General features: G+C 53.4%; 15 protein-coding genes, 2 tRNA genes and 1 riboswitch. Of the genes, 12 read left to right on the top strand and 5 right to left on the bottom strand.

Annotation, left to right across the window (positions count from 1 at the left end; genetic code table 11):
• Nucleotides 1–76 precede the first annotated feature (76 nt).
• The gene (putP, locus tag HEQ61_RS08170; protein ID WP_168020641.1) at nt 77–1,597 is read right to left on the bottom strand and encodes a sodium/proline symporter PutP; all 1,521 of its coding nucleotides are present in this window, start codon (nt 1,595–1,597) and stop codon (nt 77–79) included.
• 296 nt (nt 1,598–1,893) lie between these two features.
• On the opposite strand from putP, the gene HEQ61_RS08165 reads away from it, so the two are divergent.
• Both HEQ61_RS08165 and metE read left to right on the top strand, forming a co-directional pair.
• Nucleotides 1,894–2,511 carry a pseudouridine synthase gene (locus HEQ61_RS08165; RefSeq protein WP_168020640.1) on the top strand — a complete coding sequence of 206 codons (618 nt, stop codon included), beginning with the start codon at nt 1,894–1,896 and terminating at the stop codon, nt 2,509–2,511.
• A 41-nt stretch (nt 2,512–2,552) separates the two neighbouring features.
• Nucleotides 2,553–2,762, top strand: a riboswitch (cobalamin riboswitch).
• 106 nt (nt 2,763–2,868) lie between these two features.
• Nucleotides 2,869–5,250, top strand: a complete 2,382-nt coding sequence (gene metE / locus HEQ61_RS08160; protein ID WP_322099229.1) for a 5-methyltetrahydropteroyltriglutamate--homocysteine S-methyltransferase — start codon at nt 2,869–2,871, stop codon at nt 5,248–5,250.
• On the opposite strand, the gene HEQ61_RS08155 is transcribed toward metE, so the two are convergent.
• From HEQ61_RS08155 to HEQ61_RS08145, 3 genes are read right to left on the bottom strand one after another with little or no spacing between them, the layout of a single operon-like run.
• Complete coding sequence (locus tag HEQ61_RS08155) at nt 5,211–5,570, bottom strand: GtrA family protein (RefSeq protein ID WP_168020639.1); 360 nt, start codon at nt 5,568–5,570, stop codon at nt 5,211–5,213. The two genes, metE and HEQ61_RS08155, sit on opposite strands and share 40 nt — an antisense overlap.
• A 27-nt stretch (nt 5,571–5,597) precedes the next feature.
• A complete protein-coding gene (locus HEQ61_RS08150; RefSeq protein ID WP_168020638.1) occupies nt 5,598–7,250 on the bottom strand; it encodes a hypothetical protein in 1,653 nt (550 codons plus the stop codon).
• Complete coding sequence (locus tag HEQ61_RS08145) at nt 7,250–8,257, bottom strand: glycosyltransferase family 2 protein (RefSeq protein WP_168020637.1); 1,008 nt, start codon at nt 8,255–8,257, stop codon at nt 7,250–7,252. The genes HEQ61_RS08150 and HEQ61_RS08145 overlap by 1 nt, the downstream gene beginning before the upstream one ends.
• A gap of 119 nt (nt 8,258–8,376) precedes the next feature.
• Here HEQ61_RS08145 and HEQ61_RS08140 point away from each other — a divergent pair, with 119 nt between their 5' ends.
• The 8 genes from HEQ61_RS08140 (at nt 8,377) to glk (ending at nt 15,345) form a co-directional block, all read left to right on the top strand.
• A complete protein-coding gene (locus tag HEQ61_RS08140) occupies nt 8,377–9,255 on the top strand; it encodes a ChbG/HpnK family deacetylase (RefSeq protein ID WP_168020636.1) in 879 nt (292 codons plus the stop codon).
• A gap of 129 nt (nt 9,256–9,384) precedes the next feature.
• The gene (gene rimO, locus HEQ61_RS08135) at nt 9,385–10,725 is read left to right on the top strand and encodes a 30S ribosomal protein S12 methylthiotransferase RimO (protein ID WP_168020635.1); all 1,341 of its coding nucleotides are present in this window, start codon (nt 9,385–9,387) and stop codon (nt 10,723–10,725) included.
• Between the two features lie 110 nt (nt 10,726–10,835).
• Nucleotides 10,836–10,910: transfer RNA gene (locus HEQ61_RS08130), tRNA-Val, on the top strand.
• 154 nt (nt 10,911–11,064) lie between these two features.
• Nucleotides 11,065–11,139: transfer RNA gene (locus HEQ61_RS08125), tRNA-Val, on the top strand.
• Nucleotides 11,140–11,234: 95 nt separating this feature from the next.
• The gene (locus tag HEQ61_RS08120; RefSeq protein ID WP_168020634.1) at nt 11,235–12,152 is read left to right on the top strand and encodes an N-formylglutamate amidohydrolase; all 918 of its coding nucleotides are present in this window, start codon (nt 11,235–11,237) and stop codon (nt 12,150–12,152) included.
• 120 nt (nt 12,153–12,272) lie between these two features.
• Nucleotides 12,273–13,049 carry a substrate-binding periplasmic protein gene (locus tag HEQ61_RS08115; RefSeq protein ID WP_168020633.1) on the top strand — a complete coding sequence of 259 codons (777 nt, stop codon included), beginning with the start codon at nt 12,273–12,275 and terminating at the stop codon, nt 13,047–13,049.
• Between the two features lie 286 nt (nt 13,050–13,335).
• Nucleotides 13,336–14,286, top strand: a complete 951-nt coding sequence (locus HEQ61_RS08110) for a transglycosylase SLT domain-containing protein (RefSeq protein WP_168020631.1) — start codon at nt 13,336–13,338, stop codon at nt 14,284–14,286.
• Between the two features lie 36 nt (nt 14,287–14,322).
• Nucleotides 14,323–15,345 (top strand): glucokinase, encoded by a 1,023-nt coding sequence (gene glk / locus HEQ61_RS08105; protein WP_168020629.1) that lies wholly within the window; start codon nt 14,323–14,325, stop codon nt 15,343–15,345.
• Here the strand turns inward: glk and HEQ61_RS08100 are convergent.
• A complete protein-coding gene (locus tag HEQ61_RS08100) occupies nt 15,260–15,847 on the bottom strand; it encodes a YdcF family protein (protein WP_168020628.1) in 588 nt (195 codons plus the stop codon). The genes glk and HEQ61_RS08100 overlap by 86 nt on opposite strands.
• 163 nt (nt 15,848–16,010) lie before the next feature.
• Here HEQ61_RS08100 and HEQ61_RS08095 point away from each other — a divergent pair, with 163 nt between their 5' ends.
• Both HEQ61_RS08095 and HEQ61_RS11415 read left to right on the top strand, forming a co-directional pair.
• The gene (locus HEQ61_RS08095) at nt 16,011–16,871 is read left to right on the top strand and encodes a hypothetical protein (RefSeq protein WP_168020627.1); all 861 of its coding nucleotides are present in this window, start codon (nt 16,011–16,013) and stop codon (nt 16,869–16,871) included.
• Nucleotides 16,872–17,031: 160 nt separating this feature from the next.
• On the top strand, nt 17,032–17,928 hold the full coding sequence (locus HEQ61_RS11415) for a calcium-binding protein (protein WP_168020626.1): 897 nt from the start codon (nt 17,032–17,034) through the stop codon (nt 17,926–17,928).
• Nucleotides 17,929–18,083: the final 155 nt, after the last annotated feature.

The raw sequence follows: 18,083 nt of genomic DNA, 5'->3' as shown, positions 1-18,083 counted from the left end.
CCTATTTGTACAAAATACTCCGCATAATATTCAATCAAAAGAAATGACCTGCATCATAAAACAGTAAGGCCAGAGGCTAACGCGCCTCCTGCCCTGCCATAACCTGCTCACGCATGGATCCAAAAGCACCAATCATGCCCAATGATGGAACCGGAGACAGGTATGTACCGACAACAACTGCCACTGCAGAAAATGCAAAACCGGGCACCAGTTCATAAAGGCCAAACAACGGACCCGGAGCAGCACCAAACCATTCGCCATGGCTCCACACAATCACGGTCGCAGCCCCTGTCACCATCCCGGCCAGAGCGCCATAGCGTGTCATGGAGGGCCACAACAGGGACAAGAGGACAACAGGACCAAAAGCCGCACCAAAACCAGCCCAGGCATAACCAACCAGCCCCAGAACACGGCTTTGCGGATCACGGGCAATCAAGATTGCCACAACGGCGACAACCAAGATCATGGCACGCCCAACCCAGACCAGCTCTGCCTGGCTGGCGTTTTTACGCACGAATGGCTTGTACAAATCCTCTGTAAGGGCAGATGAACAAACCAGAAGCTGACAGGACAAGGTGCTCATGACGGCAGACAGAATAGCAGACAACAAAACACCTGCTATCCAAGGATTGAACAGTACCTGTGACAGCTGGATGAAAACGCGCTCCCTGTTCTCAGTAACAGGGCCGGAAATGCCTGTATGTTCAGCAAAATAGGCCGACCCGAAGAAGCCAACCAGTACCGCACCCACCAGACACAGGATCATCCAGGTCATACCAATAAGCCGGGCCCTGGGAATGGAGCGAACCGAGTCAACGGCCATAAAACGGGCGAGAATGTGGGGCTGCCCCATGTAACCCAATCCCCAGCCCAGCAGGGATGCAATGCCAACGACGGTCATATTACCAAACATATCGGTAGCTTGCGCATTGACCTGTAGAACCTTGTCAACAGCACTCTCCAACCCACCCAGCTCTCCGACCACAACAAATGGAACCAGCAGCAGCGCCATGATCATCAAGGATGCCTGAATGGTATCCGTCCAGCTGACAGCCAGAAAACCGCCAACCAGCACATAGACGATGGTTGCTACAGCACCGGCCCAGAGCGCCACCTCGTACGACAGCCCAAATGTTCCTTCAAACAAACGGGCACTGGCGACCATGCCTGATGCACAGTACATCGTGAAAAATAACAGGATAAGTACAGATGAAATTACCCGCAGGACACGACTGTCATCCTCGAAGCGGGCTGTGAAATAATCCGGCAACGTCAGGGCATTGTCTGTCAGCTCTGTGTAAACACGCAACCGCCCGGCAACAACGCCCCAGTTCAGCCAAGCCCCCAGCACCAGCCCAACAACAATCCAGCTTTCTGAAAGTCCAAAGGCAAAAACAGCACCCGGCAAGCCCATCAGAAGCCATCCGCTCATATCCGATGCGCCTGCCGACAGGGCCGTAACAAACGACCCAAGACTGCGCCCACCAAGAATATAATCGGAGAGATTACGTGTATAGCGCCATGCAAAAAAGCCGATGCCAACCGTTAGAAGGAGATAAGCGACAAAAGTCACTGTTGTCGGATTTCCGAAACCCATAGTGCACCCTGCTCTGTTATAAAGCCCCCGGCACATACATTCCCAAACCCACCAAGCAACACACCGGAACGACAAGGGCCGGGACATAAAAGCCAAGGCACCGGCAGAGACACACCAGGCAAGAGAACAATGTACACATTTCTTTCATTCTCTGAAATCTAGCCCAGGTCATACAATTACGCAATCAAGGGTTCTGATCTTTATGGAGCCAAGACGTCCGAAGGCATATCCATGCCATGTGTATGCTGTTATATGTCTTTTTCCCCACGCTGCATTCCTGCCTCTGAAGACGCATCATGACACGTCCCGCTCGTTCAAAAACAATTGCTTTTCATAAACCCTATGGCGTGTTGAGTCAGTTTACACCCGAGGCATCAGGGCAAAGGACACTAGCTGATTTCGGCCTTCCCCCCGGGGTATATGCAGCGGGTCGGTTGGACCAGGACAGTGAAGGCTTGCTGATTCTATCCTCGGATCGTCGGCTTGTGCATCAGTTGCTGGAACCCAGCCATGCACACCCTCGTATCTATTTGGTACAGGTGGAGCGCATTCCGGACGAAGAGGCTCTCACCATGCTCCGCACCGGAACAGATATAAGGGTGGGGAGCCGGATATACCGAACACGACCGGCCACCGTTGAATTGATGCCCGAAGATTTTGACCTGCCGCCAAGAAACCCGCCGGTACGTTACCGCAAATCAGTTCCCACCGCCTGGCTACGCCTGACGTTGACCGAAGGAAAGAACCGACAGGTCCGCCGAATGACCGCCGCAACGGGATTTCCGACCCTGCGCTTGATACGCGTGCAGATCGGCCATCTTGCACTCGGTGATCTTGAACCCGGACAATGGCGCACAGTCCAGGCACAGGATGTTCTCGGCACAACACCCCTCCTTCCGAACCAGAAAGCATAAACATATCTTTATGTCTTATTGACAGTTGTATCACCTCCCACCTATCGTCTCATGGTCGAGGTTCTTCGGGACAACGCCCGAAGCTAAGAGGGAATCCGGTGCGTTCTCCAAACTAATCCGGAGCTGCCCCCGCAACTGTAGGCGAAGAGTAGGCCGTCGCTACGTGTCACTGGGACTATCACGTTCCGGGAAGGCCAGACGACCACGAGGACTCGCAAGCCAGGAGACCTGCCCCGACTTATAACGTCCTCGGGCGGGGTGTCCCGGTGGTACGCCTGAGGGTGTGCGGGTCGCTCTGTACCAGTCGCCTTTCTGCGTGTCCGCTTTACCTTGCCCCAACACCATGGGGGTCAAGCCGTGACTGTTTCTTCTCTTTCTGTAGCAACCCTTGGCATGCCGCGTATCGGTCGGCACAGGGAATTGAAGTTTGCCCTGGAAGACTTCTGGAAAGGTAATATAGCGGAAAGTGCACTTGTACACACCGCAACCAAGCTCAAGGCCAGAAACTGGGCGCGACAGGTTGAACAAGGTGCGACCATTCTGCCATCAAATGATTTTTCCCTGTATGACCATGTCCTTGATACCAGCGCCATGGTTGGTGCCATACCGGAGCGATATGACTGGCAAGGCGGCCCGCCGGGACTGACAACATACTTTGCCATGGCCCGCGGAACACGGGGCACCGCAGGAAAGGAATGCCACAATGCCTGCAACCCGGCCTATACAGGGGCCGGCATACCAGCCCAGGATATGACAAAGTGGTTTGATACCAACTACCATTACATGGTTCCGGAATTCACACCCGGACAACCCTTCCGTCTTTCATGCCTGAAGGCTGTCAACGAGTATCGGGAAGCACGCCTGCTGGGGTACAGAACACGGCCAGTTCTTCTCGGGCCTGTTACGTTCCTGAAACTGGGAAAGAGCACCGACCCCATTGTCTCCCCTCTTCGGAATCTTGATTCGTTACTGCTGGTGTACATCGACCTCCTGACACGCTTGTCACTTGAAGGAGCAGACTGGATCCAGATCGACGAACCCTGCCTGGTTACCGATCTGGATAATGAAGCCCGAACCGCATTGCAAACAACATATCAGGCCTTTGCACGCGCACTCCCCAATCTGAACATCATGTTAACTACATGGTTTGGCGGACTGGGGGATAATCTTGATCTGGCAACACAGCTCCCCGTAGCTGGGCTGCACCTGGATCTTGTGCGCGCCCCGGAACAGCTGCCTGAAGTCATACGCAGGTCAAGGCGTGAGCAGATCCTGTCCTTGGGGGTCATAGACGGACGCAACGTATGGCGCGCTGATCTGGAGGCCATACTGGATCAGCTGGAGCCCGTGGTAAAACAAAAAGGCGCAGAGCACATTCAACTCGCCCCTTCCTGCTCATTGCTCCACGTGCCACTGGATATCAGCGTGGAGACTGATCTGGACAGCGATATCAAAAGCTGGCTGTCCTTTGCGGACCAGAAGATCCACGAACTGGCGGTTCTGGCAACGGCCCTTGCCCGCGGCAGGGAATCCGTACGTGGTCAGCTGGAGGCTGCATCACTGGCTACCCGTGCCCGCAAGACTTCAGACAAGATACATTGCAAGACCGTCCAGGACAGGGTCAACGGCATAAAGCCACACATGACCAAACGCAAAAGTCCGTACGCTGTGCGGGCATCACAGCAACAGAAAGACCTTGCCCTCCCTCTCTTTCCAACCACGACGATCGGCTCGTTTCCTCAAACCGGGAAGGTCAGGCAGGCACGGTCAGCCCATAGCAAAGGAATACTGACGACCGAAGACTACGAGATCTTCCTGAGGAAGGAAACAGAGCGGGTTGTTCGTTGGCAGGAACAAACGGGACTGGATGTTCTGGTTCACGGCGAGTTTGAACGCAATGACATGGTCCAATATTTCGGGGAGAAACTGTCAGGATTTGCCTTCACGCGGCACGGATGGGTGCAGTCTTATGGCTCGCGTTGCGTCCGTCCTCCCATCCTTTATGGCGATATATCCCGCCCCGAATCCATGACCGTCAAATGGTGGTCGTGCGCACAGGCTGTCACAGCACGCCCGGTCAAGGGCATGTTGACAGGGCCGGTCACTATCCTGAACTGGTCCTTTGTGCGGGACGATATTCCCCGCAGTACGGCTTGCCGCCAGTTGGCACTGGCTCTGCGGGACGAGGTGCTTGACCTGGAAAAGGCCGGTGCCCGCATCATCCAGATCGATGAGGCTGCCCTGCGCGAAGGGTTGCCACTGCGACAAACAGAATGGAATGCCTATCTGGAATGGGCCGTTGCGTGCTTTCGCCTGACCTCATCAGGCGTTTCAGACCATACGCAAATACATACCCATATGTGCTATTCAGAATTTAACGACATCATGGAAGCGATCGCGGCCATGGATGCCGATGTTGTATCAATAGAAGCCTCCCGATCGGGCATGGACCTTCTTGAGACTTTCAGGACGTACCGCTACCCAAACAGCATTGGCCCGGGCGTGTACGATATTCACTCTCCACGCATTCCGGGAACCGATGAAATTGTCGCACGCCTTGCCATGGCACGACAGTATCTGCACGATCGACAGCTGTGGGTCAATCCGGACTGCGGCCTGAAAACAAGAGCATGGGATGACATACAGCCTGCCCTGCTCAATATGGTTGCAGCCGCGCGTAAACTACGCATCAGCCAGAATCAGGAACAGCGAAATGTCCAAAGCGCGTTAAGCACATAGTGCCATACAAGGAGGAAGCCGGTGACCGCAACCTGGGCAACCAGATAGGGCCAGAGCAAGAAGCCTGACAGAGCGGTCATCAGCACTCCGTTCCACAAAAACCCGGTCCCGGCTACCATGAAAAAACGTGGCAATGTCTCGACATGGGGCCGGGTACTGCGGAACACAATGACACGTCCGGCTCCATAATTCGTCAGGGCACCGCACAGAAAACCGGCAACAGATCCAGAAACAGGATCAAAAGACAGGAGTTCGACCAAACCGACCAGAACACAATAGTGCACGACAGTACCAAAGCCGCCAGCAACAGCAAACAGCATGAACTGGCGCCAGGACAACACCACAGATCACCGAACAATCACAGGATACCCGGCCGGGCGATCCTGCACAGGCCTCAGATCCTTGACCACAGCCAAAGGAACCCCGAGACGGCGCACCTCAACAACAACATCCCCGTCCATGGCCGCATCACACCCCATCTGGGTCGCCGAGACAAAAAAATCAGCCTGCAGCCAATCGGCAACAACGCGAAATCCCGGCCCAAGAACAGCATCGGCCTGCACGAGTTCAGCACAAACAGCAACCCGGTATTCTCCACCTGTATCACGAGGTAGAGCATACTGTTGCAGCCCGACAAGAGCATCCTTCACACTGCTTGACCAATAGTCCATCTCCCACCGCCCAACAGCACCGGAAAGCCCACCGGCAAGAATGTTGTAACCCACATATCCGTAGGGATGGATCAGGACCAACGGAACCGCTGACAGCAGACAAACAGCACCGAAAACAGCAAAAAAGAACCTTCTTGCAGCAACAGACGAAACAGCCGCAACACGGATACAGACAGTATACAAACCAGCCGCAGAGAGAATGACAAGGGGAGGAACCACAAACAGAAAGTGACGAACACCGTTATACAGCGGCGGGTTTGTTATCAAGGCAAGAAGAACGGGACACACCGCAGCCGCCACAACAGGAACCCACAGAATGGATTGCCGCGCCCGTATCAGGGCACGCCGACGGACAGCAAGCACCAGAATGCCGCAAAAAAGGCCGAGCAAAACAGGCTCGGACATCTTGACCAGAAGGTAAATCGGCAGGTAGGTGCGTGGAACATCATCGACCTGATAGACTATCCCGGATAGAATCGTATCGATCTCGAAAGAAAAATTGGAAAACGCTTTTATGGCAAGCGGAATATGATCGAACTGCTGCACTGACCACGGCCAGAAGAAAGCCATCAGTACAAACGCAAGACACATTCCGGGAAAAAGGGAACAAGCAGACCGGAACCAGAACAGAGCCCTGCCCTTCCATAAACCAGAATATGAAACGCCGCAGACAAGGATAACCAACGCTGCATAGCAGACCAACAGCCCCCCCCCAACCCGCAAGCCCAAGGCCAAACCTGTAGACAGACCGAAACCAAGACCCAGCGACAAGGGAACCCGAGGCAAGCAGGATACAATCCGCGTCAGAGTATAAACGCCCCAAATCATTGCCGTTGCAAAGGGAATATCCTTGGTGTGGGTAAACATGGCCCCCGACCATATCCCGCACAAGGCCAGAAGAACGATTGCCAGCAAACCCATACGTGGTCCGTATAGATACGTTGCCAGACGGCCTGTACCAACCAGGCCAACCACACCAACCAGCCCCGACAGCAGGTGACGCAGGTCCCAGATAGAGGCAGATGGTACCAGCTTCAGCAGAGCCACCACGGGAAGATCAAACGCTCCCCCATAAAGATACAGGTTACGATAGGAAAATAGGGAAGTATCTGTCAGGCCGGACGCATAATAACGCCACAGCATATCGCCGTACGTATGCTGCACCAGCTCGTCATTGCTGATTCCATGACGCCGGAATGTCAGGACAACAAAGGCAACCATGCTCCAATAAAAAAGAATGGAGAGACGGTACTCCCACGTCCCCTGCTTTTTGGTCGGAACACCAGTTGCAACACAACGGGTGTCAACATTGCATCCGCCATCCATCATCACCGGGCTACACCTCTGCCTGCAGGAATCTCGTCTTCTTGTTCAGCTTCCGTCTGTTCGGCTACCAGAAACAGGGGGCGCCCCTTCACTTCACGGAAAATCCGCCCGATATACTCCCCCAATACCCCAAGACCTGTCAGCTGCACTCCGGACAGGAACAGGATTGATACCATCAACGATGTATATCCCGGCACATCAACCCCCTGAACAAGCGTACGGACAATGAGCCAGCTTCCGTAGAGCATGGATCCGGCAGCCAGTACCAATCCCAGAAGGGACCAGACACGCAATGGCACAACCGAGAACGCCGTCAACCCATCAACCGCGTAGCGCAAAAGACGGAAGAAAGAAAATGTAGAGCACCCACCTGCCCTTGGTTCTGGATCAAAAGGGATAAAACCCTGCGTAAAGCCAACCCACCCTGTAATACCCTTCAGAAAGCGGTTGCGCTCGGGCAAACTGTTGACGGCCTGTACAACACGCCGGTCGAACAGTCGAAAATCGCCGGCTCCTTCGGGAATCTCAACATTCGCAATACAGCGGAACACCTGATAAAAAAGACGGGATACCAAGCGGCGCAAAGCCGGATCTGTGTCGCGGGAACGCCGCACCGCCGTAACCATACGGGCACCAGCTTTCCAGCAAACAAGCAATTCCGGTATCAACTCGGGGGGATGTTGCAGATCGGCGTCCATCAGCACAACAGCGTCACCGCACGCAGCCTGCAGGCCAGCTGCTACGGCGGCTTCCTTGCCAAAATTACGCGCCAGACGAATACCACGCACCCGGCTGTCTGCACGTGCCAACTCCCGGATCGTGGCATAACTGCTGTCGCGACTGCCATCATCCACCATAATGATCTCATATCGTAGCAATCCGGCACGCTCCAGAACCTCTGCCAGACGACGAGACAGGGAGATCAGGGATTCTGATTCATTATAGACAGGGATGACAATGGAAAGGAGATATGCTGTTTGTTCTTCAGGACCACTCTGGACATCAGGCACGGCATCACCTTGGATCTTGGATCAAAGAACGCGGCGGATACGGGCTTGATTGTGCCCGGAACAACGAGAAGCACCAAGGTCTCCGCTTCATCATGTCTGAGCGGTGACGGAGAATGATCATGAGCGAGACAGGACACAAAGCGCAAGAAGAACACTCCATCATTATTTGTGCGGACGACTACGGTCTCTCTCCCGGTGTCTGTGACGCCATAGAAAACTTGATAGAACGGGGCAGAGTATCCGCGACAAGTGCCATGGCAGTTATGCCTGAATGGCCCAAGCGGGCACGAACACTGAAGGCATTGACAAAAGGCTATCCCGTCGAGGTTGGCCTCCACCTGACCCTGACCGGCCCGTGGCGTCTGACAGCGTTCTGTGGAACCGTGCCGGAATCCCTGCATGCCCTCTCCCATCGTGCCCTGACCCGACGTCTGGAATCTGGGCCGATTCGCGTTGAAATACGGGCCCAGCTTGATGCCTTTGAAGATGCCTGGGGCCAAGGCCCTGACTATATAGACGGCCATCAGCACATCCACTGCCTGCCGGTTATCTGCGACGAGCTCCTGCGTGAGGTCAAAAGCCGTTACGGAACACGACCGTGGATCCGGAACTGCGCGGCACCGCTGCATGAATGGAACCGCTACAACAGTTCACCGGCAAAAGAAGCCTACCTGTCCGTTATTGGCCGCCGCATGGCAGCCAAGGCCAGAGCACTGGGATTTCGCATGAATGACAGTTTTCGCGGTCTGTATCCGTTTACAACACGCCGAAGCTACGAAAGCCTTTTTCACAAATTTCTTGCGAAACCAGCGGCAACGGCCCTTTTGCACTGTCACCCCGGCTGGGTGGATTCATCGCTCTGTGAACGGGATGCCCTGACCTGGCCACGGGAGAGGGAATTCGCCTGGCTTGCCTCCACAGCCTGCCAGGAACTACTGGAACAGACCGGCATAAAGCCATCCTGCTTCCCGGGAGCCTTTGCTACAGACACGTTCTGATCTTGAAATTCCGGGCACAACCCTGTACCTCACGGCATCACCTGATACCGTCCCGACCGGATACGTGCCCTCTCCCGACATACCGGGAGGATGCATGATACGAGCCGGTCTTGTTTATGGAACACCTGTATGACCGGCACAGCCAAAATCCTCAAGCCTGCCCCACGGATCGGACTGGTCAGCCTCGGCTGCCCGAAGGCATTGGTTGATTCAGAACGAATCATGACACGCCTGCGTGCGGAAGGCTACGAACTGGCACCAACCAGCGAGGGAGCGGATGCGGTCATTGTCAACACCTGTGGGTTCCTGGATTCGGCAAAGGCCGAAAGCCTGGAGGCTATTGGCGATGCGCTGGCCGAGAATGGCAAGGTTATTGTCACCGGCTGCATGGGAAAGGACGAAAATGGCATCCGCACTATTCACCCAAGGGTTCTGTCTGTTACGGGTCCCCACCAGTATGAAGCGGTCATCAACGCCGTTCATGACGCGGTGCCCCCGCAGCATGAGCCTTTTGTCGACTTGGTTCCACCAGAGGGTATCCGACTGACACCCCGCCACTATGCCTATCTGAAAATCTCGGAGGGCTGCAATAATCGCTGTACCTTCTGCATTATCCCCTCTATCCGCGGGGACCTGGTCAGTCGACCGATGAACCGGGTTCTGGCTGAAGCAGAAAAACTGGTCAAGGCGGGCGTACGGGAATTGATGGTTATTTCACAGGATACCAGCGCTTATGGCGTTGACACCCGCTATGCCGACGTTGACTGGAAAGGGCAGACCCGCAAAAGCAACCTGCTGGAACTGACCAGTGCGCTGGGAGACATGGGGGTATGGGTGCGCCTGCACTATGTTTACCCCTATCCATCGGTTGATCATGTCATCCCACTGATGGCACAAGGCAAAATACTACCCTACCTGGACATTCCCTTCCAGCATGCCTCCCCGGGAATCCTCAAGGCCATGAAGCGTCCGGCCAACAACGGGAAGGTTCTGGACCGGATCAAGGCATGGCGCGACATCTGTCCCGAGCTGACCATTCGCTCGACGTTCATTGTCGGCTTTCCCGGTGAAACGGAAGAAGACTTCGAGGATATGCTGGAATGGCTGGAACAGGCCCAGCTTGACCGGGTTGGCTGCTTCAAGTACGAGCCTGTCGAAGGCGCTGTAGCCAACGCCCTGCCCGACCCTGTGGACGAAGAGACCAAGGATGAGCGCTGGGCCCGGTTTATGGAGCACCAGCGTCAGATTTCCGAACAGCGCATGGCCCGCAAGATCGGAAGCCTGCAACAGGTTATCATCGATGAAGTGGATGAAGATGGCGCCATTGGACGATCCACCGGTGATGCACCGGATATTGACGGCAATGTTTTTCTTAACGGCGAAGTAAACCTGAAGGCCGGCGATATTGTCACGGCACGGATTGAGCACGCTGATGACTACGACCTGTGGGGTGAACTTGTCTCCAGCTGAAAGGAACGCAATTGAGAGATAAAGGACTTGCAAGACGGCAAAAGGCCTTCTATAAGGTCCTCCTCTGCTCCTGAGGGTTTCCTGACAGGATCCGAAACTGGGCAGATAAAGGGCGCGTAGCTCAGTGGGAGAGCACTGTGTTGACATCGCAGGGGTCGCAAGTTCAATCCTTGCCGCGCCCACCATCAAGGCCTCGACTGAAATGTCGGGGCTTTGTCTTTTTCCCGGAACCCTTTGCAACATTTGACAGATAAATGCCTTGCCAGATGATAAAAGGGGCTTTATAAGCGCGTTCCTCGCTTTTGGTGACAGAAGTTGCACCGCAACATACCCAGAGCAGGGCGCGTAGCTCAGTGGGAGAGCACTGTGTTGACATCGCAGGGGTCGCAAGTTCAATCCTTGCCGCGCCCACCATCAAAACCCCGACTGAGATGTCGGGGCTTTGCTCTTGCAAAAGCCCTTTAACAGGTATCTTGGCGAGGGAAGACCTGTTGGTGTAACCTCCTCTTATGAAAGCAAAACAGGGCGATCACACAACAGGCACCCCCAACCTGGAGACTGACAGGCAGCCTCCCCCGTCGTCTCCCTTTGCAATCATTAAACCTGACGTGCAAACACTGCCTCTCGTTCTGGCATCTCCCCACTCGGGAAACTATTACCCTCCCGCATTTCTCGCAACATCACAGCTGAATCCCCACGAAATCCGCCAATCAGAGGATTTCTATGTTCACGAGCTCTTTGCAGCGGCACCACGGCTGGGAGCTCCGATGATCCGGGCCACATTTCCGCGTGCATACATTGACGTCAACCGTGAGCCATATGAACTGGACCCCGACATGTTTGATGGTCCCCTGCCCGCTCATATCAACACAACATCTGTTCGCGTTGCCGCCGGCTTGGGAACCATTGCACGAATAGTTGCCAACAAGGCTCTCATCTACAAGACAAGACTACCAATTGAAGAAGCAGAACAACGTATCCAGCTTTTCTATCGCCCATACCATGCTGCGCTGCGGAAGCTGATCGCTGATACGGTCGCCCTTTTTGGTCACTGCCTGCTCCTGGACTGCCATTCCATGCCCTCTATTGCTGTGTCCGGGCCAAACAGAAAAGTCGGGTTTGTCCTGGGGGATGGGCATGGCAAGACATGCGATCGCACGTTCACGGATACAGCCCACCGTACACTGGCAGGAACCGGATGGAATACAGCCCGTAACGCACCTTATGCCGGGGGCTATACAACCCGGCACTACAGTCAGACTAAACAGGGCATTCATACCTTACAAATAGAGATCAACAGAGCGCTCTATATGCAGGAAGATACGTACGCAAAGATTCCAGCGTTCCACACGATAGCCGGACACATGGAAGATCTGATCCTTGCCTTGGGCCACAATGCACCGGCGCAAAAGATTGGATCTTGCTAAGAACATCTGCTGCACAGGTGCCAGTAGAGACAAGATCGCCGCCATGCGCCGTCCCGGCGTAGCGGGTACACACAACATCAGCTAGAATACGGCTCCGGAACCAACACGATGGAGACAGCCATGTTGCCGCGCGCTACAGCCGTCTTCGCATGGCTTTGGATAGCACTTCTTTCTTTTACCGCTCACGCACAAAACAGGGATGTCCAGTTTGGGCTGGCTGACAACGCTCCGCTTGGTGGCGTCCATAACGGACAAGCCGACGGAGTATTTGGCATTACCGGGACACATATCCTGAAAACAATGGGTTATAATCCCACAGCCTTGCAACTTCCGTTCTCCCGCCTTTATGAAAGCATACACAGGGGGGCCATAGAAATTGCCGGCAGCACGATGAAGACACCTGAGCGCAGCCTGCTCGCCCACTACACCATTCCTTTGCTGACCGAATACAATGTCATCATCGTTCATAAGGGTGATGCCTTCCCCTTCGAGAATCTGAGCCAGCTCTCTGGAAAACGGCTGGGTGCTATTGCTGGCTTTGAATTCCCGACTCTCCACTCCGTCACAGATCTTATCCTGGAACGGGTCCACAACGAAGAAGACAACATACGCAAGGTCGCAGCCAAACGTCTTGATGGCGCAATTTTGTCATCAATACGGGGACTTCACACCTTGGAACAAAGTGGGCTGGCCAACGAGGTTGAGCTACTGCCTCTGTCTATAGGGCGGGTAGACTTGGGCTTTGCCCTGTCCAAAACGTTCTTCAGCACGGAAGACGTAGACCGATTCAATCAAGCCATAACAGATCTGAAGCAATCACCGGAATGGATCCACATCCTAGATGAAACAGGCACCAAGTCCCTGATAAAGGATTGGCCACTTGCGACCATGCCATAAGCTCTCCCACACAAAAAAAGGCCGCGACACATGAGATCGCGGCCTGAGTTCAGGGAGAAAACATCCACTACAGCAGCACCCCGCTTTACACCACAGACGGGTTGCTGCGACGCACAATGACATCATGCATCACCAAAGATGGCAAGAAAGAAAGAGATCACACATAACGCGTATCCAAAATTGAGAAGTCCCCAACACTATACTTCGTTAGACACACCCCCTCCAACTGTGGCACGAACCTTGCTGTTGACTCTGGTATCTGATCCCCACAAACTAGAGATATAGCATGCGCACCCTATGTTTATCAGTTCTTCTCATAACCTTGCTGCCGGGAGCAGACAGAGCAGCCTCGGCGTCTTCCCCCTCTCCGGCAGGGGCTATATCACGTGGGTACTATGCACAAAACTCTTCTGATGTGTGTCGTCTTCATACGGAATACCATGAAACACGCCTGCGCTTACCCCAGAACATGCTGACAGCCCTGTCTCATGTAGAATCCGGACGCTGGGATACAGCCAAGCAGGAAAAAATTGCCTGGCCCTGGACCGTTATGGCCGAGGGAAACGGCAGATATTTCAGGACAAAGGCCGAAGCCATACGAGAAGTGCGTACCCTGCAATCAAGGGGCGTGCGCAATATTGATGTCGGGTGCATGCAAATTAACCTCAAGCATCATCCCGACGCGTTCAGAACCCTTGAAGATGCCTTTGATCCCGCACGAAACGTGGCCTATGCCGCTGATTTCCTGACCCGCCTGTACACCGAAACCGGATCATGGGCCAAGGCAGCAACACGTTATCACTCAGCCACCCCCGTCCGCGCAACACGCTATGGCGGACTTCTGACCCGGGCATGGTCCAAACTGAACAATCAGTCACGTGCAAATACAAGGCAATGGCATAAAGAGACAAGACGCCACCTGGCGCTTCCATCTCCTGTGAAACGTATGATATACCCCTACCCACAGATGAAGGCCATTGGCCTGAGAAATACAAAAACGGAGAGTATCCATGCCAGGGAGAGATATAGTCGCAGGAATGCAAATGACTTTGCAGAAAACTGGCGGAGTCATAGACTGACAGAATACCTTGGCAGTCGCCGCGCATCGACTACACCCGGATCAAATGCAGGTGCACCCCCTGCGCCGGACGTCGATGAAAAGCGCGAAACCGCTCCGCCGGACACATCCATTTCGGCCCCCGTGGCTTTCGGAAGGATTGAGATCGCGGAGCGTTGAGACAATAGGTTCAACCGTAGCCCGGTCTTCATTCTCATGAAAAACTCTTCACATCCTGCTTGCACCACAGATGCACCCATTGTTGGCCTGATTGCCGATGTTGGTGGAACAAACGTACGTCTTGCCTTTGCCCACGCTGACAACAGCTGGTCCGAAGAGCGGGTCTACCGGTGCGAGGGATACTCCAACCCAACCGAAATTGTCCGTACCTTCCAGAGAGATACAGGCGTACCCTTGCCCCCCCATGTTGCGCTGTGCGTTGCAGGTCCGATTACGGGTGATGATGCCGCCTTTACCAATTTAGGATGGCATTTCTCTATCGAAGCCATGCGACGTGACCTGGGTGTTAAAACCCTCAATGTCGTCAATGATTTCGTTGCAAACGCATTGGCCTGCCCACGACTTCCCTCCAGTTCCCTGGTGCAGATAGGTCAGGGTGCAACAGCCCGGACTGGTTATCCCATCGCTGCAATCGGGCCTGGCACGGGCCTTGGCACGGCTACGCTGGTGCCGGACAACAAGGGGGGCTGGATTCCCGTTGCTTCAGAAGGGGGGCATGTCACATTGGCAGCCTCGAACCAAAGGGAATGGGATATTATCTGCCATCTTCGCCAACGCAGCTCTCATGTGTCAGGTGAAAGTACAGTGTGCGGCAGTGGCCTGGAATCCTTATTCCGTGCAATACGCGATCTGGATGGTCTGGAGCCCTTGAACCTGTCTGCATCCGAGATTGCGGCCAGAGCCTTGGGAGAAAGAGACCCATGTTGCCGTGAAGCCCTGGAAATTATGTGCGCTATGCTGGGCACCCTTGCCGGGAACTTGGCGCTTACAACAGGAGCCTTGGGGGGGGTTTATGTTCTTGGCGGCATACTCCCCCGGATGGTCGATTTCCTTCAGGAATCTCAGTTCCGGAATCGTTTTGAAAACAAAGGACGACTATCGTCCTGGGTCCGGGACATCCCGACTTGGCTGGTTACCCATCCGTTTCCCGCGTTTCCCGGTTTGATCGGTCTTCTTCCAGAGCAGAAGGTCCAACCTGAGGCAATTGGCTCCGTGTAACAGGGCCAATCCTTAGCGCATATAAATAATCTGCAAAGAACGCAGGAAGTTCCCGTACAGCAGAACGCCACCAGCTCAGTCTGGTGGCGTCGCTTTTTGATGGCTTGAAACCAATTCTCCACCTATGCCTATATCCCAGAAGACGCAATAACATCCATAAGCGGGGAATATGCCAGACATCGCTTACCAGAATAACCTTGGGGGGCATCATGCCAGCCAAAAGAGGCAGGCTGAACTGGATGTTCTCACGGCTGTTTCTGGATTTGTCTTCTTGTACAATCCGGTGCACCGGCAAACCTTTTTCAATTAAAAGGGAAGACATGATAGTGGATTCCGGCACAGAGCTCCCCACAGCACCGCCAGACAGGATCATCGTAGAGACCTTTCCTTCTCTCCACAAATCGTAAACCGCCTCCACTCTTCGATACAATGCCAAGGACGGTGTCCCGTCGGGATAAACCCGTGCCCCAGCAACCAAGGCAACCGCACCTCCTGATTTCATATGCACACCAGAAGATGGTTGACCTGACGTCAATGAAGCCTTTCTCCCGCGATGAATGTGGGGCATGGACAAGTTACCAATTTCCTTCCAAGATCATTGAAGTATAGAGAAGTATCTACAGTCCTGCCGCAAAGCACCGCAACATAAAGAGACACAGGAAGCAATGGCTGCTGTTATTTCCGGCATAACGCTCTACCGCGAAAAGAGCACGGTTCACCGGTTTGACTTCTCTGGTGAACACAGAGATGAGGATGCCATATTCCAAGTCCGCTCCAACCGAGTATCGGTGATTCTGAAGTCTGGTCCTGTCACAGAACATGTGATTATACGTGGCCAGAATATACCAACAACGCTACGAATGACGGCACTTGTTATTGAGCAGTTCAACCGTAACCCAGCCCTGTTCACAGAAGATCATACAACCAGCTTTGACTGGGCTGAACACTGGAAAAGCCGTGTTTCAAGCTACGAGCGCCAGTTTATGGAAGAATCATGGATATCCATTTACCATGAAGGCGGCACACTGTTCAGTACCAACTCGTCGGCACATATTGATGAAATAGAGCGCATCGCCTTGGGTGGGGACATTAATGACAGCCACATCAAGAAGGTTTCCCAGTCCATCGTCGGGGCTATCGAAGATGTTGTCACCCAACACGACAGCCAAACAGCTGTCGTCTTCACCCCATTCAAGGAATACCATCGCGCTGCTATTCTAGAACGGAGAGGCGGACGCACAGGGTCGTTTGCAACATCAGCTTACCATCCACCCAAACCCGGCAGACCCGTTCGTTATTCCGGATTTATCAACTTTTGCGCGGATGCAATCGAGGCTCTGAACTTGAAGGTGTTTCTGGAACGCGTCAAGCAAATGGTTGAGGAAAACAAATCATACGGCGGCGCCATCACAGCCGTTCAGGTTGCAGCGGCTATGGCCAGAAAGCGTGATCTGATGCAATTTATCCAGTCATACGAACGAGCTAATAAAGTGGTCTATAGACCGGATAGGCCCGAATTCGTCTAGACAAGAACCAGGAAAACCTATCCAAAACCTTTTTCGGTGCATACATATTAGAAAATGTATCCCTAGGAACAACAACTTTTACTTGTAAGCATTGCAGTCCATCCGGAATGATAAACCAGTTAGCGGCCTCGAAAGCCACACTGGATCAGGAGGGAAATCTGTGCAGGCTATTTTCACAACAGGCACAGCCAAAGACGAAGTCTTCTCGCCAGAATATGGCGCAAACTTTATCAACGGCAATGGTGGGATTGATCGCGTTGACTACTCCGCGCTCAAGGAACCCATAACAGTCAAGCTCCATGACGGGTTAGATCCGTCCATCGTATATGTTGGAACAGAGCCCCGTGATGTACTGATAGATGTAGATGACATTACAGGGGGAATTGGTGATGACCATCTCACTGGAAACACACAAACAAATAAATTTAATGGAGGACTAGGACAAGACACCTTGGATGGAGGAGAGGGGCTTGACTTTGCAGAGTACACGGATAGATCTCTCCCCATTGCGGTTAAGCTATCATCAGATAGTCCATCTATTGTTTATGTAAATGGAATGGCTGAGGATACCCTGATCAATATCGAAAATATAATCGGAGGGTCGGGAAACGATTATATTGTTGGAACCGATGATTATAACCTTCTATTTGGGGGGGATGGTGACGACATTCTTGAAGGCAAGGGGTTTGTTGATGCCCTTTCAGGGGGAGCAGGTGCTGACACCTTTGTTTACAGGTCGTTCCGAGACTCAACGCCAGACCAAAAGGACTGGATAGCCGATTTCAACAGAATAGAGGGAGATCGCTTTGAGATGTCTCACGTGGATGCAGACATTAACAAGGCAGGACACCAAACGCTGACCTTCAACGGAAATCAAGCACAACCTCATTCCATATGGTACGAATGCGAAGGATTTACTCCTTTTGCAAATAATAAGATCGGTGGGTATTACGTTATAAACATTTTCGCCGATGTTAATGGTGATACATCGGAAGACTTCGCAGTCACCGCTTATTCCCAATCCCCACTTATTCTTCATAATGACTTCATTCTATAATCAATTTTTTATCCCCGGGGCATTTATGCTCCGGGGTATATTTATCTATTTGATAGGCATGTTTTTGCGCAGATATTCCGCCACACCTATATACGGTATCTCTCTTTTTATTCTGCATCGCTTTTGCTGAAGGGATGGGCATATTTATACATTCT

The sequence above is a fragment of the Haematospirillum sp. H4485 genome, assembly GCF_012102745.1.
Classification (GTDB): domain Bacteria; phylum Pseudomonadota; class Alphaproteobacteria; order Rhodospirillales; family Rhodospirillaceae; genus Haematospirillum.
Note: the sequence above shows the minus strand (reverse complement) of the source record. Positions and strands in the feature narration are given on the sequence as shown.

Excerpts from the sequence above, each read along its gene's own strand:
- rimO (WP_168020635.1), top strand. The coding sequence starts at position 9,385 with ATGACCGGCACAGCCAAAATCCTCAAGCCTGCCCCACGGATCGGACTG.
- putP (WP_168020641.1), bottom strand. The coding sequence starts at position 1,597 with ATGGGTTTCGGAAATCCGACAACAGTGACTTTTGTCGCTTATCTCCTT.
- glk (WP_168020629.1), top strand. The coding sequence starts at position 14,323 with ATGAAAAACTCTTCACATCCTGCTTGCACCACAGATGCACCCATTGTT.
- HEQ61_RS08110 (WP_168020631.1), top strand. The coding sequence starts at position 13,336 with ATGCGCACCCTATGTTTATCAGTTCTTCTCATAACCTTGCTGCCGGGA.
- HEQ61_RS08120 (WP_168020634.1), top strand. The coding sequence starts at position 11,235 with ATGAAAGCAAAACAGGGCGATCACACAACAGGCACCCCCAACCTGGAG.
- HEQ61_RS08115 (WP_168020633.1), top strand. The coding sequence starts at position 12,273 with ATGTTGCCGCGCGCTACAGCCGTCTTCGCATGGCTTTGGATAGCACTT.
- HEQ61_RS08150 (WP_168020638.1), bottom strand. The coding sequence starts at position 7,250 with ATGATGGATGGCGGATGCAATGTTGACACCCGTTGTGTTGCAACTGGT.
- HEQ61_RS08165 (WP_168020640.1), top strand. The coding sequence starts at position 1,894 with ATGACACGTCCCGCTCGTTCAAAAACAATTGCTTTTCATAAACCCTAT.
- HEQ61_RS08100 (WP_168020628.1), bottom strand. The coding sequence starts at position 15,847 with ATGAAATCAGGAGGTGCGGTTGCCTTGGTTGCTGGGGCACGGGTTTAT.
- HEQ61_RS08140 (WP_168020636.1), top strand. The coding sequence starts at position 8,377 with ATGAGCGAGACAGGACACAAAGCGCAAGAAGAACACTCCATCATTATT.
- HEQ61_RS08155 (WP_168020639.1), bottom strand. The coding sequence starts at position 5,570 with ATGCTGTTTGCTGTTGCTGGCGGCTTTGGTACTGTCGTGCACTATTGT.
- HEQ61_RS08095 (WP_168020627.1), top strand. The coding sequence starts at position 16,011 with ATGGCTGCTGTTATTTCCGGCATAACGCTCTACCGCGAAAAGAGCACG.